Origin of the sequence: Salmonella sp. 5800, from assembly GCF_046558195.1 — a bacterium.
Taxonomy (GTDB): Bacteria; Pseudomonadota; Gammaproteobacteria; order Enterobacterales; family Enterobacteriaceae; genus Salmonella; species Salmonella enterica.
In genome coordinates this window covers 2,999-23,583 of the sequence record NZ_JBGDOX010000019.1, presented here as the reverse complement: position 1 = coordinate 23,583, position 20,585 = coordinate 2,999, and the positions used below count along the sequence as shown (strand labels likewise).

The following is a 20,585-nucleotide window of genomic DNA, read 5'->3' as shown; positions in this document are numbered from 1 at the left end:
AAAGGGGTTTTAATAACTGGCTTAAAGCTGAAAGCTTTCCGGAACCCCCAGCCTAGCTGGGGGTTTTCCATAGACAAGAAAAACAGGAGCCATGGGGCTCCTGTTTGCTTTTCTACTCCGTGCTCGCCTCAACGGGTTTTGGATGTGACGGCAGCACGCCATCGGCGCGGAACATCGCTTTAATCCCTCTGACGGCCTGGCGAATGCGGTCGCGATTCTCTATTAATGCAAAGCGTACATGGGTGTCGCCATAATCACCAAAGCCTATCCCTGGAGAAACGCAAACCTTCGCCTCATTCAGCAGCTTCTTGGCAAACTCAAGCGACCCCATCGCCGCATATTGCTCCGGGATTTTCGCCCAGACGTACATTGAGGCTTTCGGCATTTCAACCATCCAGCCCGCCTCATGCAACCCCTTCACCAGCACATCGCGACGACGTTTATACTGCTCGGCAATATCGCGCACGCACTGCTGATCGCCTTCCAGAGCGGCGATAGCCGCCACCTGAAGCGGGGTAAAGGTGCCATAATCGTGATAACTTTTAATGCGCGCCAGCGCGCTGACCAGGGTTTTATTGCCCACCATAAACCCAATACGCCAGCCCGCCATATTATAGCTTTTCGACAGTGTGAAAAATTCGACCGCCACGTCGCGCGCGCCAGGCACCTGCATAATGGATGGCGCTTTCCAGCCGTCGTACACGATATCGGCATACGCCAGATCGTGCACCACCAGCACATCATAACGTTTAGCCAGAGCGACCACTTTTTCAAAAAATTCCAGTTCGACGCACTGGGCCGTAGGGTTAGACGGAAAACCCAAAATCATCATTTTCGGTTTCGGATAACTTTCGCGAATAGCGCGCTCCAGCTCGTTGAAGAAATCCACCCCCTCTACCAATGGAACCGAACGCACCTGCGCCCCGGCGATAACGGCGCCATAGATATGAATCGGGTAACTGGGGTTCGGCACCAGTACCGTATCACCATGATCCAGCGTCGCCAGCATTAAATGCGCCAGTCCCTCTTTGGAACCGATGGTCACAATCGCTTCGGTTTCCGGATCGATATCGACATCATAACGTTCCTGATACCAGTGAGAAATCGCGCGGCGTAAACGCGGTATGCCGCGGGACGTGGAATAACCGTGCGTATCCGGACGCTGCGCGACGGTGCAAAGTTTTTCGACAATGTGGGGAGGGGTTGCGCCATCAGGATTACCCATACTGAAATCAATAATATCTTCGCCGCGCCGACGCGCAGCCATTTTGAGTTCAGCGGTGATGTTAAAAACATAGGGCGGAAGGCGATCGATACGCGTAAAGCGACGTTCAGGGCGGAAGTCAGCCATAATATCCTCAGATTAACGTTAGCGCCCGGACCGTCCGAGCGACGCTGCCACGATGGTGGCTCCTTTAGAAAATAGCCTGAAAATTTTCTTCCTGTCGAGAGGCTAATGAAAATATTTTTAGCGACAAAAAAGAGGAACAAGCGTAAAAACTTACTTTTTAAGCGTGTCAGTTATAGCATCAAACAAATCATATTATTAACAAATTGATATCATTGAATTTACGCAACGTGGCGCAGCCGACGATAATTTCCTGTCAATAAACCTTATCTCAAATAATCCCCTTTTGATTTTGTGGTTTTTCCTCTTTAACCAAAATCCTTACTAATGATAATGGTATTTAATCATGTCATATTGCGGTGTTTTTCAGGGACATTTCCCCGAAAATAAAGATCCTTTCCGGCAAGATGCCGCGATGAAACCGTAAATAAGGCAGCGAACCGGATACGTATAGTAAAATAAATCCCTGTTTTCGCCTGACTAACCGCCATGACATGATGACTCAACGCGCTGGTGTTTGACCTTTCGCTCAGCAAGAGTAAAGTGAAATAATTCAGACAGTTGAAGCATTCATGCACAGGAAAGGCAATGAAAAAAACAGACTTACCGGCAGACCAACAATTTTTTGCCGATCTGTTTAGCGGCCTGGTGCTGAATCCACACCGATTAGGACGCGTATGGTTTGCCAGCCAACCCCCCTCCCTGCCCTCCGGCAGCTTATGTATCGACCTCCCGCGGCTGGATATCGTCTTGCGCGGAGAATACGGTAATCAACTGGAAAGAACGCAGCGTCGGCTGACGGAAGGCGAAATGTTGTTTATCCCTGCCCGTGCGGCGAACCTGGCGGTTAGCGATAAACCGGTGATGCTGCTTAGTCTGGTATTCGCGCCCTCCTGGCTGGGTTTATTGTTTTACGAAAACCGTACAGCATCGCTTTTACGTCCGACGCGCCGTATCGAATTGCCACATTTGCAACGTGGCGAAGGCGAAGCAATGCTGACCGCGCTTACCCATTTAAGCCGTTCGCCTCAGGAACAAAATATTATCCAGCCGCTGGTGCTCAGCCTCCTGCATTTGTGCCGGAACGTGGTGAATACGCCCCCCGATATCTGCCGTCCACGCACTGAATTTCTCTATCACAGTATCTGTAACTGGGTACAGGATAACTACGCCCAGCCGTTAAACAGAGAAAGCGTTGCACAGTTCTTTAATATCACCGCCAACCACCTGTCCAGACTATTTACTCAGCATGGCACCATGAGTTTTGTGGAGTATGTTCGCTGGGTGCGAATGGCGAAAGCGCGTATTATGTTGCAGAAATACCACTTGCCGATTAACGAAGTCGCGCTGCGTTGCGGGTATCAGGATAGCGATTATTTTTGCCGTCTGTTCCGACGTCAGTTTGGCCTGACGCCAGGGGATTACAGCGCGCGGTTTCAGTAACAAACCGCTCGCCCGATGGCGGCGTAAACGCCTTATCTGGCCTACCATCACTCACGGACGTAGGCCTGATAAGCGCAGCGCCATCAGGCGGTTATCCCATGCTAAAACGTTAACTCCGCCTTCAGCAACGCCAAAATACTGTCGGCATCATTGGCGGCAAACAGCGACTGACGGAAGTTTTTATTTACCAGCTTACGGGCGAGCTGTGAAAAAACCTTCACATGATTTATCCCTTCATCCGCCCCAAGCGTCAGCATAATCACCAACTCTACGTCACCCATCTCCGACTGCCAGTCTACGGGCTGTGCGAGACGCGCAATACTGATCGACGAGTGGCGAATCCATTGCGATTTGGTATGGGGGATCGCCACGCCAAAACCGACGGCGGTGGTCACAATCTCCTCACGCTGCCAGACGTCCTCTTCCAGTTCAAACGGATGTTCGGTACGCCCGTTAACGCCAAGATTACCGCACAGAAACTGGATAACCTGTTCCTTATTACTGAGCGGCTCGCCGACAAAGATATTTTCCAGCGCCAACAGCGGTCGTACCTCTTTTTCTGGCGCGAACTGATTCAGCAGCGCTTCTATCTCCTGGGCGCTGCGACACTCGCAAGCCTGACTTGCCAGCGCCCGACACGCCTGACTATCCAGATGACGTAGCTGACTTTTTACCGCCGGAATACGTGGACTGCTCATACTTAGCTCATCCAGCCCCAGTCCCAAAAGTAGCGGTAAATAGCGGCTTTCTCCGCCCAGTTCGCCGCAAATGCCGACCCATTTACCTCGCTCATGGGCAGTGTGGATAATCTGCCGCAACATGCGTAAAAACGATGGCGTAATCGGATTATATAGCGGCGAGACGCGCGGATTATTGCGATCGACCGCGTACAGATATTGCGTCATATCGTTCGAACCGATGCTAAAGAAATCCACCTCATCGCAGAAATGATCGATGATGTAACAGACCGACGGCACCTCAACCATAATTCCCAACGGAATATCCTGCGCGTGACGCAGCCTTTCCCCATGCAGCTCCGCAACCGCCTTTTTCAGCTCACTTTTTACCCATAAAATCTGGTCAAGACTATGCACCATCGGAATCATCAACTGCGCATGACCGAAAACAGCAGCCCGCAAAATTGCGCGAAGCTGGGTGCGAAAAAGCCCGGCAAACTCAGGGTAGATGCGCACCGCACGGTAGCCAAGAAAAGGATTCTCTTCCTGCGGAATATTGAGATAGCGGATATGTTTATCGCCGCCAATATCCATGGTGCGGAAAATCACCGGCTTTTCGCCCGCCGCCAGCAAAACCTGTTGGTAGGCTTCAAACTGCTCCTGCTCATCCGGCGCGCTGTCGCGATCCATAAACAGCATTTCGGTACGAAACAGGCCAATGCCTTCCGCGCCGTTAGAAAACGCGCCAGGCGCCTCCAGCGCGGTGCCAATATTCGCCGCAATATCGATACGCTGGTTGTCCTGCGTACAGGCAAGCAACGCCGCATCGCACGCCTGCCGCTGTTGTCGTTTATCCGCCAGCTTCTGCGCCACGGCATAATAGCCGCGCACCGAGGTATCCGGACTAATCGCCAGTACGCCGCACTGCGCGTCCAGCACCGCAGGCCGGGTCGCATAACGACCAATGGCCTCGGCAGAGAGCCCGCTAAGCACCGGGATCGCGGAAGCGCGCGCCAGAATCAAAGTATGTGACGTCCGCCCGGTCTTTTCGAGGATCATACCGGACAGATACTGTAAATCGAGGCTTAAAAACTGGCTGGGCGTTAAGTCTTCCGCCACCAGAAGGGTGGGACGCGTTAGCACCAGCGCATTACGCGGCTGTTTTTCAGGCCAGGTAATGTGCAACAACTGCTCGGTGATATCGCGAATATCGCTCACCCGCTCGCGCAGATAATCACTTGCCGAGGCTGAAAGCTGGCGACAAACCTGTTCCATATTGGCAATAATCGCCGCTCCCAGCGCCAGATGGCGTTCAACCATTAAGCGACGAATGTTCCCCACAAACTCATCATCCTGAATCAGCGACAGATGAGCGCTTAAAATAGTTTTACTCTCGCCGTCACGCTCGCGAAGCTGTTGATTAAGCTGTTCCGCCAGCGTCGCCAGGCTATTTTCAAGGCGGGTAAGATCTTCAGCGCTCGCGGGAATAGTACGGTAGCCCTCCAGATTATCGCTCTGCCACAGCGTCAGAATCCCCTCGCCCACGCCGCTTGCCAGCACATCGCCGTACAGCAAATCCGGATTCAGGCGAAGCAGCGATCGCGGCAGCGGATGCGCCGCCAGTTCGGCTGGCCCTGGCTGAACGCTATCGCTGTCGATAAAATGGTGCGCAAGCCAGGCCTCCAGCGATCGTTTAGCCTGTTCTTCATCACGCCCGCTAATATTCAGAACGCAGCTATCATTGAACAGCGTACTGGTGCCGATAAGCGCCAGCGAACTTTTCGCGTCCGCCCGCGTATTCTGACGATGATTAATAAAAGTAATATCACTTTGCCACTGACTGCACTGTTCTTTCAGCTCCCACGCGGGACGCGCATGAATACCGTTAGGCAGCGGGCAGAGAAACTCTATCGTTAACATAACTACTCCTTTAGCGCGAAATCAGCACCTGAAATCCGTCAGGCGAGCCACAGTATCGCGCGTAAAACCGGTCATCAGCGCCGACAGCAACTGCTGTGTCTGCAGAATGTCGCGACAGTCGGCAATCGAGGCGGCACAATGTCCGTGGCGGGTTGCCGGACCAAGCACCACCGTCGGGATGCCCGTTCCGCTCAGATGCACCGCCCCGCCGTCCGTTCCGCCGTTGCTGAACATATCCAACTGTAGCGGTATTTCCGCTTGCGCTGCGATGCTCTCAACCCAGGCGGTTAGTTTTGGCGGCGCAATCAGCGACTTATCGCTCAGCACCAGCATCGGTCCCTGACCGATTTGCCGATGATTCGCCGCGCCATAATCAAAGTTTTTCGCCCAGCAGGCAGTATCCAGTACGATGGCTAAATCCGGCGCAACGGCGCGGGCCGCCGTTTGACCGCCGCGTAATCCCACCTCTTCGCTGGAACTGGCCACCAGCCAGATTTCCGCCGGTAATTCCGCATCGTGCCATTCACGCAGCAACGCTATCAGCAGATAGCAACCGAGCCGATCATCAAAGGCTTTACCCATCACCCGCTGATGCGGCAACACCTGAAACGCGCTATCAAAAGTCACACGATCGCCGGGACGAATCCCCGCCTGTATCACCTCGTCATAAGAACGCGCGCCAATATCGACCCGCAGTCCGCTCACCTCGTTGCCGCTGCGCTCACCATCCAGCAGGCCGGGAATTTTACATTCCTCCCGCGTGGTGATGCGGACCGGCTGGAGCTGACGCGCCGCCATTCGCACATTGCCCACCGGCAGCACATCAATCCCCCCCTCGCCGGAAATACTGCGCACCATAAATCCCACTTCATCCATGTGCGCGCAGATCATGACTTTCGGGCCATCCGAGGCATTAAGTCGGATCAATACCGATCCTAAGCCATCGAAGCGCACCTCTTTATGCAGGCGATCCGCTTCGTCGAGTAAGATCTGGCGAACCTCCTGTTCTGACGCGGCGATCGCATCCGCCTCGCACAGCGCTTTCAGTAGCGATAAATCCATCATGCGGCTCCTGTCAGTAATACGGTTTTCGGCATGGAATAGAGCACTTCCGCGCCTTCCGGCGTGACCAGTACAACATCTTCGATGCGTACCCCGCCCAGCTCCGGCAGATAAATGCCCGGCTCCACGGTCAGTAGCATTCCCGGTGCGAGTACTGTGTGGTCATCAGGCGAAAAGCGGGGATCTTCATGTACCTCAATGCCGATAGAATGGCCGGTGTTATGAGCGAAAAACTCGCCATATCCCGCCCGGTCGATAACATCGCGCGCGGCGGCATCCACCGTCAGACAGCGCGCGCCCGGACGAATAGCCGCAATGGCGGCAAGCTGTGCCTCAAGGACAATGTGATAGACGGGAAACAGCGGATGCTCCTGCGGCGCGCCCGCGCCGGGCACCAGAAAAGTTCGGGTCATATCGGAGCAATATCCCTGATACAGCGCGCCGAAATCGAGAGTTATCCATTCCCCCGCCGCCACGATTTTATCGCTGGCTTTGCCGTGCGGCAGCGCGCCACGCCAGCCGCTGGCGACAATAGTATCGAAGGAGGCTTTCGCCGCGCCGCGCTGGCGCATAAACCACTCCAGTTCAGCGGCGATTTCCCGCTCGCTCTGGCCTGGCGCGATAAAGCGGCGAATGTGTTCCGCACCCGCATCAGCAATGCGACATGCTTCACGAATACGGTCTATTTCCGCCGCCGTTTTAACCTGCCGCAGCGCGTCAATGGAGACGCTGATCATGGTGGCCTGCAGTTCCGTCTGCCAGCGACGCGCCGTCTCCCAACTGACCTGTGCGCCTTCAAAGCCAACCGTTTGCAGATTTTCCGCAGCGATAATCTGATTCGCCAGCGACACCAGCGTCTGTTGCCCGCCAAGCAGATGTATGCAATATCCGTTCGCGCGCGCTTTCACATCGGCGTAATAACGGGCATCAACCAAAATATGCGCATGTTGGCGGCTGATCAGGACAAATCCTGAGCTGCTGGAAATGCCCAGATGCGGCTGCTTGTTCGGGCGCGAGGAGATCAGTACCGCATCTAATTGGCGCTCGGTGAGCCATTGGCGAAGCGATGTCAGTCGCGTCATGTTATCGGTCCTTATTTCACAGGCTTTCAATCAGCAATTTACCCCGGCGGTACATCATATGGCGCAAGAAGATCACCATCAGCGCCGTTATCACCGCGCCCAGTAAAATACCCGCGATATAGACGCCGAGATGGCTTACCAGCGGCCACGCCCAGATTGCCGACTCCGGGAACCACTGCACCGCGCCCAGCCAGACGGCGAACGTCGACCCCACGATGGCGCCGACCATGTAAGACGGGATGGCGGTGATCGGGCTTTCCAGGGCAAAGGGAATCGCCCCTTCGCTGATCCCCATAAACGCCAGGAACATCGCCGTTTTACCCTGCGGATAAAGCTGCGCGTTGAACAGACGTTTACCGGTCAGACGACGGTCGAGCAGCGTCGCCAGCCCCAGACCAATCGGCGGGATGACAATCGCGATGGAACGCGCCGTCACTGGCAATACATGGTCAGTGGTAAAACTAAAGGCAACAAATCCTGCGGCTTTGTTAATGGGACCGCCGAGGTCGATGGCAGTCGCGGCGGCGATTCCCATCGCGTACATTAATGCCCCCTTTTCACCCGCCGCGGTGAGCAACGTGCGAATTCCGCCATTAATCCAGCCGCCAAAGGGCGTAATCACGTAGTACATCGCCAGCATCACAAAAATGGCGGAGAGAATCGGCAGTAAAAAGGTGGTCTTAAAGGCCAGCAGAAAGTCAGGCAACTGGATTTTTTGGTTCATCCACTTCACCAGATATCCCGCGACGATAGAAATAATCAGCGCGCCGATAAAGGTTGACGGGACTGGCGCGGTGGTCACCCAATGCAGGCTGGCCGGATCAAAATTCAGCACCTGCGTTGGCTGAGTGGACATCAAACCGCCGATAAAACCAGCCGGAAACGCCAGTTTGCCGCCGATAGAGTTCGCCACAAAGGCAGCGAACATCGGGATGGCGAAACCAAACAACACGCCGCCGAAAGATTGCGATAACCAGGCGAACTTCAACAAGGAGAGATTAAAACCAGCGAATTTTCCGCTGTTCAACGCGTCCATGATGCCGGTATCGGCGGGAATGTCCAGCCAGCTATAGGCAATCAACTGCGAGAAAGCGAGGATCACCCCGCCCATGATTAACGTCGGCACCATGCGTGAAATTCCGGACATCACATGCTGCGGTAGTTCGCCCCAGAAGCTATTACCAGAGGCCTGCGGTTTCTTGACTGCCGCTGCCGCGCCGGATGCGCCGGGTACAACAGTCGCACTGCGTTTTTTAATGGCCATATCTGTATCCCTGTCGAGAATTACGGTTGTTCGGCGGCAATCATCTCTTCAATTTCTTTGATAATGCCCGCAGCATTTTTAATGGCATCCTGAAGCGTGATCTCGTATACATCGCGTGATTCAAAACGCTCGTTATCCTCCGGCGTTACTGCTACGGAATGGATAATTAACGTCGCTTCGGCAATGTCCTGCGCCGTGAGACGGTTTTGAATACCATCAGCGCCCTAGGTTTCGATTTTGACTTCGTATCCTGCTTCTACCGCCGCCTCTTCCAGCGCCTGCGCCGCCATAAAGGTGTGAGCCAGGCCCATCGGACACGCACAAACGGCAATCAGTTTTTTAGTCATAACGTTTTCCTCGTAATAGTTAACGAGGGAAATTATGACGGTGAGAAGCCTACGCTTGTTACCAGATGAATAATGCTTTTACTGGACAAGTAATTCTGCTAAGCAGAAATGTGACGCGTGTCGGCATGGCCGGTAACAGGCGAAAAAAAACCGCGTGAGGCACGCGGTTTGAGACTGGCAAGAGAATGATTAATTGCCTGATGACGCTGCGCTTATCAGGCCTACAGATGACACACTTTTGTAGGCCGGATAAGGCGTTTATGCCACCATCTGGCTTATAGAATATGACCTAATGTCTGGCGCAGATGCGCGCCGGAACCTAACAAGCCAGGGTTATCATGAACAATCAGATAGACCGGAATACCGTGTACATAATCTTTAAAGCGGCCTTTATCTTCAAAGCCACCACGGAAGCCGGACGCTTTAAAAAATTCCAGGAAGCGCGGGACAATACCGCCAGCGATATAAACGCCGCCAAATGTCCCCATGGTTAACGCCAGGTCGCCGCCAAATCGCCCCATTATGACGCAAAAGAGCGACAACGCGCGGCGACAATCGATACAGCTATCCGCCAGGGCGCGTTCGGTAATATCTTTCGGGCGCAGATTTTCCGGCAGACGGTTGTCGGACTTAACAATCGCCCGGTAAAGATTCACCAGCCCCGGGCCAGACAGCACGCGCTCGGCGGAAACGTGGCCAATTTCGGCGCGCAATATTTCCAGAATCATAGCTTCTTCTTCGCTATTAGGCGCAAAATCGACATGCCCGCCTTCGCCCGGAAGGCTAATCCAACGCTTATCCACATGCACCAGATGCGCCACGCCCAAGCCGGTTCCCGCGCCATACACCGCAATAGGTTTGCCGTCTACCGGTTCGCCGCCGCCGAACTGAATTAAATGCTCTTTTTTCAGCATCGGGATCGCCATCGACACGGCGGTGAAATCGTTGATGATTTCCAGATGGCTAAAGCCGAGATTTTTTTTCATTTCCGCAATAGAAAAAGCCCAGGTATGGTTAGTCATCGCTACCCAGTCACCGGTAATCGGACAGGCTATGGCGATACAACCATCTTCCACGCTGACGCTATGCTCATCGAGATAAACGCGCACCACGGCCTCAAGACTGGGATAATCCAGGCCGGAATACGTTTTGGCCTGCGAGATTTCTCCACTGGCGATATCACACAGGGCAAGACGCGCATTCGTGCCGCCTACATCTCCTACTAAAGCATACTTTGTCATTCTTCTACTGCTCCGCTAAAGTCAAAATAAGTCTTTGTCACACTGTAAATTCATGGGGGCATAACAACAACGGCCATCAGGCTGACTGCCTATAAATATAGATCTTCATCACAGAATTACTTTCTTGTTTCAGCACCAATTGCAGCAATGCCGTCGGGCAGGCTGTGCAAAATAGGTATACGACCCCGTGTAAGGAAGAGATTATGTTCCACCCGCGTGCCCGAACGATGCTGCTGCTGTCGCTCCCCGCACTGATTATTGGCGTAGCGTCAAGCCTGGTTTTAATCGCCTCGATGAAAGTCGCGTCGGTTTTTCAGCAATTTCTTTGGCAACGACTGCCCGCCAGCATCGGAATCGCTTATGATTCGCCGTTCTGGATAGTGGGTATGCTCACGCTAACTGGGATCGTGGTGGGTTTGATTATCCGTTACAGTCCCGGACACGCTGGCCCCGATCCGGCCATCGAACCGTTAATCAGTATGCCGGTCTCGCCATCTGCGCTGCCCGGGCTGCTTCTCGCCTTAATCATCGGCCTTGCTGGTGGGGTAAGCTTGGGGCCAGAGCATCCGATAATGACAATAAATATCGCGCTGGCGGCGGCTTTCGGCTCCCGCCTGTTTCCGCGTATCACGGCGTTAGACTGGACGATTCTGGCCTCAGCGGGCACCATCGGCGCGCTGTTCGGCACGCCCGTCGCTGCGGCGCTGATTTTTTCGCAAACGCTTAGCGGCTCTAACGATATTCCCATGTGGGATCGCCTGTTTGCGCCGTTAATGGCGGCAGCGGCGGGGTCACTCACTACCAGCCTGTTCTTTCATCCGCATTTTTCGTTACCCATCGCCCATTACACGCAGATGCGGCTGGTGGACATTGCCAGCGGAGCGATCGTCGCGGCGATCGCCATTGCTGCAGGGATGGTCGCCGTCTGGTGCCTTCCGCGTCTGCATGAGTTGCTGCACCGACTAAAAAATCCGGTCCTGATTCTCGGCATTGGCGGTTTTATACTGGGTATTCTGGGCGTCATTGGCGGGCCGCTTACCCTGTTTAAAGGACTGGACGAAATGCAACAAATGGCGTTTAGCCAGACGTTGGGCGCGGGAGATTATTTTACCTTAGCCGCCGTCAAACTCGCCGCGCTGGTCATCGCGGCGGCGAGCGGCTTTCGCGGCGGGCGCATTTTTCCGGCTGTGTTTATCGGCGCGGCGCTGGGGCTCATGCTCCATGCTCATGTTGAGGCCGTACCCGCGGCGATTACCGTCTCCTGCGCGATTCTTGGCTTAGTGCTGGTAGTGACGCGTGACGGCTGGCTCAGTCTGTTTATGGCGGCAGTTGTCGTACCGGATACCAATCTGCTGCCGCTGCTCTGCATTGTGATGCTCCCCGCCTGGCTATTGCTGGCGGGAAAACCGTTGCTGGCCGCCAACCGTCACGAACCCTAATCCGGCGCAGCGGGGGCCATTATCCCCCGTTGCGGGCTTCCAGCGCCCGGGTCACGGTACGCAGTAATTCCGGCAGATCGGCTTTTGGCAACATCACTTCAATAAATGACAGACGTTGTGGGCGCGCCAACCGTTCGAGGACCTCTGCCAGTTGGATAGCCTGCGTCACCCGCCAGCACTCCGCCTGTTGCGCCGCGTTTAGCGCCGGTGGTATCTGCGTCCAGTTCCAGCTCGCGATGTCGTTATACCGCTGGGCCGCGCCGTGAATGGCGCGCTCTACGGTATAGCCGTCATTGTTGAGCAGCAGGATAACCGGCGCCTGCCCGTCGCGTAACATCGAGCCCATCTCCTGAATCGTGAGCTGCGCCGCGCCATCGCCAATAATCAGAATTACCCGCCGATCGGGGCAGGCGGTTTGCGCGCCAAACGCGGCGGGCAAGGAATAGCCGATAGACCCCCACAGCGGCTGAACCACAACTTCCGCGCCGTCAGGAAGCGACAGCGCGGCAGCGCCAAAGGCGGCGGTCCCCTGGTCGACAAGGACAATATCGCCGGGTTTGAGATACTGCTGTAAGGTTTGCCAGAAGCTTTCCTGGGTCAGTTCTCCCTTATCAATCCGCACTGGCTGTCCGGCGGAACGCGTCGGCGGCGGCGCAAAAGCGCATTCCAGGCACAGTTCGCGCAGCGTAGACACCGCCTGCGCCATCGGGAGGTTGAACCAGGTTTCGCCGATGCGCGACGCGTAAGGCTGAATCTCCAGCGTGCGTTCCGCCGGCAATTGTTGGGTAAATCCGGCCGTAAGGGTATCGACAAAACGGGTGCCGACGCAGATAACCCTATCGGCGTCCTCTATGGCCTGACGCACTTCTTTGCTGCTGGCGCCTGCGCTATAGGTGCCAACGAAGTTCGGGTGCTGTTCATCAAAAAGCCCCTTCCCCATCAGTAGTGTCGCATGAGCGATGGGCGTTTCCGCCATCCAGCGCTGCAACAATGGTCGTAAACCAAAACGCCCGGCAAGAAAGTCGGCCAATAGCGCAATGCGCCGACTGTTCATCAGGCACTGACGGGCGTGGTAACGAAAAGCCGTCTCCGCGCCGCTTTGCGCTTCATGCACGGGCAACGCCAGCGCCTGCGTAGGCGGGATGGCCGTTTTTTTCGCCACGTCGGCGGGCAACATGATGTATCCTGGCCTGCGTGCGGCAAGCATTTCACCCAATACGCGGTCAATCTCGAAGCAGGCGTTCTGTTCATCCAATATTGCGCTGGCAGCGGATATCGCCTGACTCATGCGATAAAAATGACGAAAATCGCCGTCACCGAGGGTATGGTGCATCAATTCGCCACGTTGCTGCGCAGCGCTACAGGGCGCGCCGACGATATGCAAGACCGGGACATATTCCGCGTAACTGCCCGCGATACCGTTAATAGCGCTAAGTTCTCCCACGCCAAAGGTGGTGAGTAGCGCTCCAGCGCCCGACATGCGTGCATAACCGTCCGCGGCATAAGCGGCGTTCAGCTCATTGGCGCATCCCACCCAACGCAAGGTCGGGTGGTCAATCACATGGTCAAGAAACTGCAAGTTATAATCGCCCGGTACGCCAAAAAGATGGCCAATGCCGCATCCTGCCAGTCTGTCCAGCAAATAGTCGGCCACGGTATAGGGGTTTTGCATGACAGCTTTCCTTCTGACGTTGACATTATGTTGAGTATTAAGGAATGCCAATGGCTGTCCAGCACGACGGGGATGAAAGCCTGGAAAACAATGTTTACAGCGGCAAACAGTAAAAGCCGGATACCGCCTGGCGAGTGTAACCGTATACACTATTTATTCACGCCACAGGGGGAAAGGTTATGATTTATCAGCCCGATGAGAATCGTTATCATACAATGGAGTATCGTCGCTGCGGGCGCAGCGGCGTCAAACTTCCCGCCATTTCGCTGGGGTTATGGCACAACTTCGGCGATGCGACACGGGTAGAAAATAGCCGGGCGCTGCTGCAACGCGCGTTCGATCTGGGCATTACCCACTTTGATCTCGCCAATAATTATGGGCCGCCGCCGGGCTCCGCAGAATGCAATTTTGGCCGCATTCTGCAGGAAGATTTTTTACCGTGGCGCGATGAGTTGATCATCTCCACCAAAGCGGGCTACACCATGTGGGATGGCCCTTATGGCGACTGGGGTTCACGGAAATACCTTATCGCCAGCCTCGATCAAAGCCTGAAACGTATGGGGCTGGAGTATGTCGATATCTTTTATCACCATCGTCCCGATCCCGAAACGCCGCTTAAAGAGACGATGAAAGCGTTAGATCACCTTGTGCGCCAGGGCAAAGCGTTGTACGTGGGGATCTCTAACTATCCTGCCGATCTGGCCAGACAAGCTATCGATATTCTGGAGGATCTCGGCACGCCTTGCCTGATTCATCAGCCTAAATATTCGCTTTTTGAGCGTTGGGTAGAGGACGGGCTGCTGGCGCTGTTGCAGGAAAAAGGCGTCGGTAGTATTGCCTTCTCGCCGCTGGCGGGCGGGCAGCTCACTGACCGTTATTTGAATGGTATTCCGGAAGATTCCCGCGCGGCGAGCGGAAGCCGTTTCCTTAAACCAGAACAGATTACCGCCGACAAACTGGAAAAAGTTCGCCAGTTGAATGAACTGGCTGCGCGACGGGGCCAAAAATTGTCTCAGATGGCGCTCGCCTGGGTGCTGCGTAACGATAACGTTACCTCGGTACTGATTGGCGCCAGCAAACCGTCGCAAATCGAAGACGCCGTAGGAATGCTGGCCAATCGCCGTTTTTCGGCGGCGGAATGTGCAGAAATTGACGCTATTCTGGAGGGCCGGTTTTAGCAAAAAATGCTCTCCTTCATGATTTAAGAGTTAAGGCGATGAAACAAATCTTTACTGCTTTGTAATATTGCATTAACAGGCCGGCGACGGCTCGATCGTGAAGGAGAGAAAGTATGTTCAGGTCACTGATTCTGGCGGCAGCCTTGCTGGCTTTTACACCGCTTGCCGCGAATGCGGGCGAAATCACCCTGTTGCCCTCAATAAAATTACAGATTGGCGATCGCGATGATTACGGTAACTACTGGGACGGTGGTCGCTGGCGCGACCGTGATTACTGGCACAACCATTATGAATGGCGTAAAAATCGCTGGTGGCGCCATGACAACGGCTATCATCGCGGCTGGGATAAGCGTAAAGCGTATGAACGCGGTTATCGGGAAGGCTGGCGCGATCGCGACGATCATCGCGGGCGAGGCCGGGGTCACAAACATCATCACTAAGCCTCCTGCTGAATAATAGCCCGATGACACCCACGCATCGGGCCTGCTATCTTTCTGTCTTTATGACAACCCCATCACCGTTCCAACCAGCAACCAAATATTCAGGGCGACGACCAGCACGACAATTATCCAGCCAATCTGTTTTACCCGCCGCGTGTTCACCAGCTCGCCCATTAGCGTAGCGTTACTGGTGAAAATCAGGAGCGGCACCAGCGCCAGCGCAATACCAAAACTCAGCAGCACCTGGCTCATCACCAGAATTCGGGTAGGGTCCAGCCCCATCAAAATCACAATAAATGAGGGCAGCATGGTAATGGTGCGCCGTACCCACAGCGGAATGTGAAAACGGACAAACCCTTGCATCACCACCTGCCCCGCCAGAGTCCCTACCACAGTGGAGGAAAGCCCTGCCGCTACCAGACTAAGACCAAACACCGTTGCCGCCGCATGGCTTAGTAACGGTTCCAGCGTCAGGTATGCCTGATCGAGGTCGGCGATGCCGGTGTGGCCGCTAAAATGAAACGCCGCCGCGGCGGTCGCCATCATTGCCAGATTGACAAAACCGGCAATCGTCATGGCAATAGCGACATCCCATTTCGTTGCTGAGTACCGTTGTTGCCGCGTTCCGCCGTGCAGATGCTGTGTTAATGACGAGTGCAGATAAATCACGTGCGGCATAATCGTCGCGCCAAGCACGCCGGCGGCTAAGAATACGGCTTCCGGGTTCGGTAGCGCCGGGATAACCATTCCTTTGCCGAGCTGCGCCATATCAGGCTGAGAGAAAAACAGCTCCACAATGTAAGCAGCGGCGACAAAAAGCAGTAAACCGCCGATGACTTTTTCAAGCGGTTTTTGACCGCGGCGTTGTAACATTAAAATCAGAAACGTCGCGATACCGGTCAATACCGCGCCCTGTAATAAAGAAACGCCCAGGATCAGCTTAAAACCTATTGCCGCGCCGATAAATTCAGCTAAATCGGTGGCCATCGCGATGATTTCCGCCTGTACCCAGTAAAACCAGACTACCGGGCGCGGATAATGGTCGCGAATTTGCTCCGCCAGGTTCTTGCCCGTGGCGATTCCGAGTTTTGCCGAGAGGATTTGAATCAGCATCGCCATCAGGTTCGCCCAGACCACCACCCAGAGTAGCTGGTAGCCAAAGCTGGCGCCGGCCTGAATATTGGTCGCGAAGTTACCGGGATCGATATAACCAATCGCGGCAATGAACGCAGGTCCCATTAATGCGAGCCTTAGCTTGCGCGCCGCCCGTCCGCTGCTATTCTCTACGCGATTGTCAGTCATCTTTTGCCTCAAAAACATAGCCTTTGCTATGTTTCATGCTATGTTTATTGATAATGATTATCAAGTGCATTTCAATGGGTACGGGTGATTACTTTGATAGTGTGAAACGATAGACCGATACGATGACGACCTGTATCAGAACAGTTTTGCTTAACATTACAAGATTAGCACACTGATATAACTTTTCATTTTCATATTCAGTACAGTAAAAGTGTATTACAGATCACTAATTTTGAATCTCGTCACAGGTCCTTATTATAGTGTGTGTTGGATCTCGTTTTCTTTACGGCTGTTGCATAGAATGTGCACGAAAATTAAACCTGCCTCATATTTGGAGCAAATATGGACCGCGTCCTTCATTTTGTCCTGGCGCTTGCCGTTGTTGCGGTACTCGCACTGCTGGTTAGCAGTGACCGTAAAAAAATTCGCATTCGTTATGTCATTCAGTTACTTGTTATCGAAGTGCTACTGGCCTGGTTCTTCCTGAACTCTGATGTTGGCCTTGGCTTCGTAAAAGGTTTCTCCGAGATGTTTGAAAAACTGCTCGGATTTGCCAACGAAGGGACAAACTTCGTCTTCGGCAGTATGAACGATCAAGGTTTGGCGTTCTTCTTCCTGAAAGTATTGTGCCCGATCGTCTTTATTTCCGCGTTGATCGGTATTCTCCAGCATATCCGTGTTCTGCCAGTGGTCATCCGCGCTATTGGTTTCCTGCTGTCCAAAGTAAACGGTATGGGCAAACTGGAATCTTTTAACGCCGTCAGCTCGCTGATCCTCGGTCAGTCTGAGAACTTTATCGCTTATAAAGATATCCTCGGCAAAATGTCCCGTAACCGCATGTACACCATGGCTGCAACGGCGATGTCGACCGTTTCCATGTCTATCGTGGGCGCGTATATGACCATGCTGGACCCTAAATATGTGGTCGCAGCGCTGGTTCTGAACATGTTCAGCACCTTTATCGTTCTGTCGCTGATCAACCCCTATACCGTTGATGCCAGCGAAGAAAATATTCAGATGTCGAACCTGCATGAAGGCCAAAGTTTCTTCGAAATGCTGGGCGAGTACATTCTGGCAGGTTTTAAAGTGGCGATTATCGTCGCGGCGATGCTGATCGGCTTCATCGCGCTGATCGCGGCGCTGAACGCGCTGTTCGCAACGGTTACCGGTTGGTTCGGCTACAGCATCTCCTTCCAGGGCATTCTGGGTTACATCTTCTACCCGGTCGCATGGGTAATGGGTGTGCCGTCCAGCGAAGCGCTGCAGGTGGGCAGTATCATGGCAACCAAACTGGTTTCCAACGAATTCGTGGCGATGATGGATCTGCAGAAAATCGCCTCTACCCTCTCTCCACGCGCTGAAGGCATTATCTCCGTCTTCCTGGTCTCCTTCGCGAACTTCTCTTCCATCGGTATTATTGCGGGCGCGATTAAAGGCCTGAACGAAGAGCAAGGCAACGTGGTTTCCCGTTTTGGTCTGAAACTGGTTTACGGTTCTACGCTGGTGAGCGTACTGTCCGCCTCTATCGCGGCGCTGGTACTGTAAGTCTGCGTTTAATGTAGAAACCGGGGAGCTATCCCCGGTTTTTTTATGCCGCTTATTTGCCTAACGGGCGCGGGCGGCCAATCAGATATCCCTGCAAACTGTGTACGCCAAGCTGCAATAGCAGATCGCGCTGCGCAGGCGTTTCAACAAACTCAGCCACGACGCTCAACGATTTTGCTTTCGCTAAATCAGTGATGGATTTCACGATCATCGCATCCAGGGAGTCCGTCAGGATATCTTTTACGAAACAGCCGTCGATTTTAATGATGTCCGCCTTGAGGCGTTTTAGCCGTTCATAGTTTGCATAACCGGTGCCGAAATCATCAATGGCGATTTTTAGGCCAAACTTACGCAACTGGTTGATATTGTGCATACTGATTTCGGAATGAGAGAAGGCCTGTTCTTCAGTAATTTCGATGATGACCGAAGCAGGCGGGACGCCATAGCGTTTAAAAAGCTGCATAATGCGCGACGCCGTCTCTTTTTGCAGCAGCGTCAGCGGCATCAAATTAACCGAGAAACGCGCCCCCTGCTCCGCCGAAGGATGCGCGGACAACCATTGCAGGAGCGCTTCCATCACCTGCATATCAAACCGTACGCTCAGGTTAAACTGGGCGATAAGCGGAATGAACTGATTCGGCATCATGATACCGTCGTCGCACCGAAGCCGCGTCAGAATCTCGTCATACCCTTTTCCCTGCGCGTCGCGAATGGGTTGCGCATACAAAACCAGCGCGCCGCGCTCCAGCGCCTGACGGATTTTCTGCAACCGCAGCACCCGTTCCGTCGTCTGCCCGGAAGCGGCTTCAATACTCTGGGTCAGTGCAAGCACCCGACGGTGCGAACAGGATTGCTCCGCCAGCCAGCTTAATTGCCCCAACAGCGGTTGCAAGGTTTCCTGGCGACCATCGAATGTTCCCCACGATGCGCCGTATTCCATGTCCAGACCGGTATTGTTCCAGTAAATTTTGCGGTTATTAAGCACATTGAGCATATATTGCAGGCGGGCTTCCGTCTCCGGTCCCGTCAATACCAGCAATAATTCACTGCCCGGCAGATGGAAAATTTTCTCCTTTTCCAGCAGCAGCGGCTGCAACACGCGAAACACCTCGCGTTCGCAATGCACGCGCATCTGCATACCGTAATGACGGCTCAGAAATTCCAGGTTTTCCATGCGTAAATAACACACGCTTTGCCCGGCATCCTGTAAAAGAAACTGCTCCAGCGCACGCAGGTTAGGCAGTTGCGTCAACGGATCGGTCAACGCCTGCGAGTGCCATTGTCGATTCAACCATTCGCTGCGCTGATTAATCCGCGCCATGTACAACAAACAAATACTAAAAGAAATGAGAACTGAAAGGATAAATGCCAGCGAATATTCTGAGCCCACGCCCTGCAGAAAATTGCGGTTATAGCTAAGCAGGAATAGCGCAGTGAGAGCCCAACTAAAATTCAACAGCGGATAACTGATTTTCCCCACGCCGAGGGTAAATCCAATGAACAGAACTGGCACCAGATAGCCAGCAATATACTTTGTCTCGAAAGGCGTACACAGCACCGCTAATAGCGTCGCCAGAGTGGCAAACCAGAGAAGCGTAAACAGGCGTTTTTCTTTGGCGAGATAAGGAGCGACATCCCTCCGCCAGAAAATACGAATATAGTGCGGGCTGACTATCATCCGCAGCGGATAATAGAAAAAGAGGGTAAAAATAAGCGCGGCAGAAATTAGACTCAATAAATCAACAATCGAGAAAATAGCGGTGCCGGTGCCAAAGAAGGTAGAGATTGTCACCGGGAAAGCCAGGTAGTGCCCCGCCAGATGCATACTGATTTTTATGCCAAACGGCGTCATTAACCCTAACCAGAAAACGCGTAGCCAGATGCCTTGGTTGGGTATTCCGTAGCGCCAGCGCGCGCCCAGCTGCCAGCGTACGATAGCGCAAACCAGCAACACGGGAAACGTCTGGCAAAATAGCAGCACCATCGCCTGTGGCAGAGGTAAATGAAAATTCCATTCATTAGTCAACATCATTCCGCCTACCATCGGCGCGACGCCACGGCGGCCAAATAAGAACAGCACGGAAAACATGACGCAGAGCGGTAGCCAGGCCAGAAAGATATAGCTGGAATCAATTGTGGCGCGGGGAGAAATGAGACGGGATAGCAGAACAGCCGGAACAGTCAGGCAGAAAGCCAGTAAAAATATTTTTATATTTTTTAATACGTTACACTTATCCAGCATTGCTTTAATGCTCACATCATTATATAAGGCGCATGAATAATAAGTATATTCGCATTATGAAGCAATCTAACAAAAGCTCATATTGACCGCAAAGCAGCGGCAAACAAACGCACCTGAAGAGCAGATCAGACGCCATGAATTTTGTGACAAAAAGCAAAAACCCCCGCTTTTCAGCGGGGGTTTGAATGTTGGTGGAGCTAAGCGGGATCGAACCGCTGACCTCTTGCATGCCATGCAAGCGCTCTCCCAGCTGAGCTATAGCCCCATAGTGCTTTTACGTATACGCCAAATTTATCGGGAGTAAATTTGGTGGAGCTAAGCGGGATCGAACCGCTGACCTCTTGCATGCCATGCAAGCGCTCTCCCAGCTGAGCTATAGCCCC

At 53.6% G+C, this 20,585-nt stretch carries 14 protein-coding genes, 2 tRNA genes and 2 pseudogenes; 5 read left to right on the top strand and 13 right to left on the bottom strand.

Annotated elements, in window-relative coordinates; translation table 11 throughout:
* Positions 1–112: 112 nt before the first annotated feature.
* On the bottom strand, positions 113–1,351 hold the full coding sequence (gene alaC, locus ACLJZ5_RS21815) for an alanine transaminase (RefSeq protein ID WP_000763118.1): 1,239 nt from the start codon (positions 1,349–1,351) through the stop codon (positions 113–115).
* A gap of 585 nt (positions 1,352–1,936) precedes the next feature.
* Here alaC and ACLJZ5_RS21810 point away from each other — a divergent pair.
* Positions 1,937–2,791: an AraC family transcriptional regulator gene (locus ACLJZ5_RS21810; RefSeq protein ID WP_000750530.1), complete on the top strand. Its 855-nt coding sequence runs from the start codon at positions 1,937–1,939 to the stop codon at positions 2,789–2,791.
* 7 nt (positions 2,792–2,798) lie between these two features.
* On the opposite strand, the pseudogene ACLJZ5_RS21805 reads toward ACLJZ5_RS21810, so the two are convergent.
* The 7 genes and pseudogenes from ACLJZ5_RS21805 to glk all read right to left on the bottom strand — a co-directional run.
* A pseudogene (locus tag ACLJZ5_RS21805) lies at positions 2,799–2,879 on the bottom strand (hypothetical protein); the annotation flags it as partial.
* Positions 2,880–2,892: 13 nt separating this feature from the next.
* Complete coding sequence (gene ptsP / locus ACLJZ5_RS21800) at positions 2,893–5,388, bottom strand: phosphoenolpyruvate--protein phosphotransferase (RefSeq protein ID WP_024798611.1); 2,496 nt, start codon at positions 5,386–5,388, stop codon at positions 2,893–2,895.
* 21 nt (positions 5,389–5,409) lie between these two features.
* Positions 5,410–6,450 carry an aminopeptidase gene (ypdE, locus tag ACLJZ5_RS21795; protein WP_024798489.1) on the bottom strand — a complete coding sequence of 347 codons (1,041 nt, stop codon included), beginning with the start codon at positions 6,448–6,450 and terminating at the stop codon, positions 5,410–5,412.
* Positions 6,450–7,532 (bottom strand): aminopeptidase, encoded by a 1,083-nt coding sequence (ypdF, locus tag ACLJZ5_RS21790; protein WP_024798458.1) that lies wholly within the window; start codon positions 7,530–7,532, stop codon positions 6,450–6,452. The genes ypdE and ypdF overlap by 1 nt, the downstream gene beginning before the upstream one ends.
* A gap of 16 nt (positions 7,533–7,548) precedes the next feature.
* Positions 7,549–8,796: a PTS fructose transporter subunit IIC gene (locus tag ACLJZ5_RS21785; RefSeq protein WP_001528423.1), complete on the bottom strand. Its 1,248-nt coding sequence runs from the start codon at positions 8,794–8,796 to the stop codon at positions 7,549–7,551.
* Between the two features lie 20 nt (positions 8,797–8,816).
* Positions 8,817–9,143, bottom strand: a pseudogene (locus tag ACLJZ5_RS21780) (PTS fructose transporter subunit IIB).
* Between the two features lie 275 nt (positions 9,144–9,418).
* Positions 9,419–10,384: a glucokinase gene (gene glk / locus ACLJZ5_RS21775; protein ID WP_000170380.1), complete on the bottom strand. Its 966-nt coding sequence runs from the start codon at positions 10,382–10,384 to the stop codon at positions 9,419–9,421.
* A 203-nt stretch (positions 10,385–10,587) separates the two neighbouring features.
* Between glk and ACLJZ5_RS21770 the strand changes: the two genes are divergently transcribed.
* A complete protein-coding gene (locus ACLJZ5_RS21770; protein ID WP_000468928.1) occupies positions 10,588–11,823 on the top strand; it encodes an ion channel protein in 1,236 nt (411 codons plus the stop codon).
* 19 nt (positions 11,824–11,842) lie between these two features.
* Here ACLJZ5_RS21770 and ACLJZ5_RS21765 read toward each other — a convergent pair whose 3' ends face one another.
* Entirely contained in the window at positions 11,843–13,495 is a 1,653-nt protein-coding gene (locus tag ACLJZ5_RS21765) for an alpha-keto acid decarboxylase family protein (protein WP_023181646.1), read from the bottom strand.
* A gap of 179 nt (positions 13,496–13,674) precedes the next feature.
* Here ACLJZ5_RS21765 and mgrA point away from each other — a divergent pair, with 179 nt between their 5' ends.
* On the top strand, positions 13,675–14,673 hold the full coding sequence (mgrA, locus tag ACLJZ5_RS21760) for an L-glyceraldehyde 3-phosphate reductase (RefSeq protein ID WP_000640283.1): 999 nt from the start codon (positions 13,675–13,677) through the stop codon (positions 14,671–14,673).
* 113 nt (positions 14,674–14,786) lie between these two features.
* Positions 14,787–15,113 (top strand): DUF2502 domain-containing protein YpeC, encoded by a 327-nt coding sequence (ypeC, locus tag ACLJZ5_RS21755; RefSeq protein ID WP_000490091.1) that lies wholly within the window; start codon positions 14,787–14,789, stop codon positions 15,111–15,113.
* A 60-nt stretch (positions 15,114–15,173) separates the two neighbouring features.
* Here ypeC and ACLJZ5_RS21750 read toward each other — a convergent pair whose 3' ends face one another.
* Positions 15,174–16,415 (bottom strand): Nramp family divalent metal transporter, encoded by a 1,242-nt coding sequence (locus ACLJZ5_RS21750; RefSeq protein ID WP_000131734.1) that lies wholly within the window; start codon positions 16,413–16,415, stop codon positions 15,174–15,176.
* Between the two features lie 342 nt (positions 16,416–16,757).
* On the opposite strand from ACLJZ5_RS21750, the gene nupC reads away from it, so the two are divergent.
* Positions 16,758–17,960, top strand: a complete 1,203-nt coding sequence (gene nupC, locus ACLJZ5_RS21745; RefSeq protein WP_000376343.1) for a nucleoside permease NupC — start codon at positions 16,758–16,760, stop codon at positions 17,958–17,960.
* 52 nt (positions 17,961–18,012) lie between these two features.
* Here the strand turns inward: nupC and ACLJZ5_RS21740 are convergent, their stop codons facing one another.
* From ACLJZ5_RS21740 to ACLJZ5_RS21730, 3 genes are all read right to left on the bottom strand, one after another.
* Positions 18,013–20,202: a sensor domain-containing phosphodiesterase gene (locus ACLJZ5_RS21740; RefSeq protein WP_024798092.1), complete on the bottom strand. Its 2,190-nt coding sequence runs from the start codon at positions 20,200–20,202 to the stop codon at positions 18,013–18,015.
* A 189-nt stretch (positions 20,203–20,391) separates the two neighbouring features.
* Positions 20,392–20,467: transfer RNA gene (locus ACLJZ5_RS21735), tRNA-Ala, on the bottom strand.
* 42 nt (positions 20,468–20,509) lie between these two features.
* Positions 20,510–20,585 (bottom strand) — tRNA-Ala (locus tag ACLJZ5_RS21730).

Excerpts from the sequence above, each read along its gene's own strand:
- ACLJZ5_RS21740 (WP_024798092.1), bottom strand. The coding sequence starts at position 20,202 with ATGCTGGATAAGTGTAACGTATTAAAAAATATAAAAATATTTTTACTG.
- nupC (WP_000376343.1), top strand. The coding sequence starts at position 16,758 with ATGGACCGCGTCCTTCATTTTGTCCTGGCGCTTGCCGTTGTTGCGGTA.
- ypdF (WP_024798458.1), bottom strand. The coding sequence starts at position 7,532 with ATGACGCGACTGACATCGCTTCGCCAATGGCTCACCGAGCGCCAATTA.
- ypdE (WP_024798489.1), bottom strand. The coding sequence starts at position 6,450 with ATGGATTTATCGCTACTGAAAGCGCTGTGCGAGGCGGATGCGATCGCC.
- ACLJZ5_RS21810 (WP_000750530.1), top strand. The coding sequence starts at position 1,937 with ATGAAAAAAACAGACTTACCGGCAGACCAACAATTTTTTGCCGATCTG.
- mgrA (WP_000640283.1), top strand. The coding sequence starts at position 13,675 with ATGATTTATCAGCCCGATGAGAATCGTTATCATACAATGGAGTATCGT.
- ACLJZ5_RS21750 (WP_000131734.1), bottom strand. The coding sequence starts at position 16,415 with ATGACTGACAATCGCGTAGAGAATAGCAGCGGACGGGCGGCGCGCAAG.
- ACLJZ5_RS21785 (WP_001528423.1), bottom strand. The coding sequence starts at position 8,796 with ATGGCCATTAAAAAACGCAGTGCGACTGTTGTACCCGGCGCATCCGGC.
- ACLJZ5_RS21770 (WP_000468928.1), top strand. The coding sequence starts at position 10,588 with ATGTTCCACCCGCGTGCCCGAACGATGCTGCTGCTGTCGCTCCCCGCA.
- alaC (WP_000763118.1), bottom strand. The coding sequence starts at position 1,351 with ATGGCTGACTTCCGCCCTGAACGTCGCTTTACGCGTATCGATCGCCTT.
- ypeC (WP_000490091.1), top strand. The coding sequence starts at position 14,787 with ATGTTCAGGTCACTGATTCTGGCGGCAGCCTTGCTGGCTTTTACACCG.
- ptsP (WP_024798611.1), bottom strand. The coding sequence starts at position 5,388 with ATGTTAACGATAGAGTTTCTCTGCCCGCTGCCTAACGGTATTCATGCG.
- glk (WP_000170380.1), bottom strand. The coding sequence starts at position 10,384 with ATGACAAAGTATGCTTTAGTAGGAGATGTAGGCGGCACGAATGCGCGT.
- ACLJZ5_RS21765 (WP_023181646.1), bottom strand. The coding sequence starts at position 13,495 with ATGCAAAACCCCTATACCGTGGCCGACTATTTGCTGGACAGACTGGCA.